The organism is Sphingomonas sp. UNC305MFCol5.2 (assembly GCF_000712135.1).
Taxonomy (GTDB): Bacteria; Pseudomonadota; Alphaproteobacteria; order Sphingomonadales; family Sphingomonadaceae; genus Sphingomonas.
Window position 1 is genome coordinate 862501 of the sequence record NZ_JOOE01000003.1, and the last position, 1887, is coordinate 864387.

General features: G+C 56.0%; 1 tRNA gene and 2 rRNA genes (1 of these 3 only partly in view). All 3 read left to right on the forward strand.

Annotated elements, in window-relative coordinates:
- Positions 1 to 1468, forward strand: a 23S ribosomal RNA gene (locus tag BR78_RS0116020); it begins 1325 nt to the left of the window's first position.
- Positions 1469 to 1616: 148 nt separating this feature from the next.
- Positions 1617 to 1731: ribosomal RNA gene (rrf, locus tag BR78_RS0116025) — 5S ribosomal RNA — on the forward strand.
- 73 nt (positions 1732 to 1804) lie between these two features.
- Positions 1805 to 1881, forward strand: a tRNA-Met gene (locus BR78_RS0116030).
- Positions 1882 to 1887 lie beyond the last annotated feature (6 nt).

A 1887-nucleotide genomic window follows, 5' to 3' on the forward strand; every position in this document is an offset into this window, starting at 1 on the left:
CTCGCCGAAAGACCAAGGGTTCCTGCGCAAGGCTAATCCGCGCAGGGTGAGCCGGCCCCTAAGACGAGCCCGAAGGGGGTAGTCGATGGGAACCACGTTAATATTCGTGGGCCTGGTGGTGTGTGACGGATCTCGTGTGTTGTACGATCTTATCGGATTGATCGTGCTTCGAAGAGGTCCCGGGAAATAGCCCCACCGTATAGACCGTACCCGAAACCGACACAGGTGGTCAGGTAGAGTATACCAAGGCGCTTGAGAGAAGTGTCCTGAAGGAACTCGGCAAATTGCCTCCGTACCTTCGGAAGAAGGAGGCCCTTGTTCTGCGCAAGCAGTTCAAGGGGGCACAGGCCAGGGGGTAGCGACTGTTTAGCAAAAACACAGGGCTCTGCTAAGTCGGCTTCAAGACGACGTATAGGGTCTGACGCCTGCCCGGTGCCTGAAGGTTAAGTGGAGGGGTGCAAGCTCCGAAATGAAGCCCAGGTAAACGGCGGCCGTAACTATAACGGTCCTAAGGTAGCGAAATTCCTTGTCGGGTAAGTTCCGACCTGCACGAATGGCGTAACGACTTCCCCACTGTCTCCAGGACATGCTCAGCGAAATTGAATTCTCCGTGAAGATGCGGAGTACCCGCGGTTAGACGGAAAGACCCCGTGCACCTTTACTGCAGCTTCAGAGTGGCATTAGGAAGGAACTGTGTAGAATAGGTGGGAGGCTTTGAAGCATTGGCGCCAGCCAGTGTGGAGCCACAATGTGAAATACCACCCTGTTGTTTTCTGATGTCTAACCACGCACCGTCATCCGGTGCTGGGACCCTCTGTGGCGGGTAGTTTGACTGGGGCGGTCGCCTCCTAAAGAGTAACGGAGGCGCGCGAAGGTTGGCTCAGGCCGGTTGGAAACCGGCTGTTAGAGTGCAATGGCATAAGCCAGCCTGACTGCGAGACTGACAAGTCGAGCAGAGACGAAAGTCGGTCATAGTGATCCGGTGGTCCCTCGTGGAAGGGCCATCGCTCAACGGATAAAAGGTACGCCGGGGATAACAGGCTGATAACCCCCAAGAGCTCATATCGACGGGGTTGTTTGGCACCTCGATGTCGGCTCATCACATCCTGGGGCTGGAGCAGGTCCCAAGGGTTTGGCTGTTCGCCAATTAAAGTGGTACGTGAGCTGGGTTCAGAACGTCGCGAGACAGTTTGGTCCCTATCTGCCGTGGGCGTCGAAATTTGAGAGGAGTTGACCCTAGTACGAGAGGACCGGGTTGAACATACCTCTGGTGTACCAGTCGTCGTGCCAACGGCGCAGCTGGGTAGCTATGTATGGACGGGATAACCGCTGAAAGCATCTAAGCGGGAAGCCTCCCTCGAGATAAGATTTCTTAGGACGGTCGAAGACCACGACCTTGATAGATCGGATGTGGAAGTGCGGTAACGCATGGAGCTAACCGATACTAATTGTCCTATTCGCGCTTGAGAGTTCCACCATCAATGACAGCTCTGGCTGACATTCTGGTCGGATGATCCAGTCGCAGCTTTATTCAAACCCGTGTGCACGGTATCGATTTGAAACCCTGATTTGCGCCCAAAGGGCAGCCCAGGCTGCCCGTCGCACGGGCTCCATTGCCTGGTGGCTATGGCGTCTGTGAACCACCCGATCCCATCCCGAACTCGGCCGTGAAACCAGACAGCGCCGATGGTACTATCGCTCAAGCGATGGAAGAGTAGGTCGTCGCCAGGCATTGCAGCCCGTGCGAAACGCAAATCAGCAAAAACCCATTCACAAGTTAAGCGACCTCCGGTCGCGCCCATGGCGCGGGATGGAGCAGCCCGGTAGCTCGTCAGGCTCATAACCTGAAGGTCGCAGGTTCAAATCCTGCTCCCGCAACCAAGGTCG